The sequence below is a fragment of the Pseudoalteromonas sp. MER144-MNA-CIBAN-0113 genome (assembly GCF_040308965.1).
Lineage (GTDB): Bacteria > Pseudomonadota > Gammaproteobacteria > Enterobacterales > Alteromonadaceae > Pseudoalteromonas > Pseudoalteromonas tetraodonis.
In genome coordinates this window covers 1-274 of record NZ_JBEOOG010000337.1, presented here as the reverse complement: position 1 = coordinate 274, position 274 = coordinate 1, and the positions used below count along the sequence as shown (strand labels likewise).

The following is a 274-nucleotide window of genomic DNA, read 5'->3' as shown; positions in this document are numbered from 1 at the left end:
ACTTAAAACTAGCTATTGCTATGAACGTAGGTTTGCCTCTTGCACTTGGTTTATTAGTTGGTGATGTGTGGGGTATGTTAATTCTTGCAGGTTTACTACGCTTAGTACTAAGCCAACACTTTACCTTTTTTATAAACTCAGTTGCACATATTTGGGGCTCTCGCCCATACACCGAAAAAAATACGGCACGCGATAACGGCTTTTTAGCGTTATTTACATACGGTGAGGGGTATCACAACTTCCACCATATTTTTGCAAGCGACTACCGTAACGG

1 protein-coding gene is annotated in these 274 nt (G+C 41.2%); it reads left to right on the top strand.

Annotated elements, in window-relative coordinates; genetic code table 11:
• The coding region (locus tag AAEY57_RS19940) for a fatty acid desaturase (RefSeq protein WP_350608658.1) at window positions 1-274 on the top strand (274 nt) is incomplete at both ends.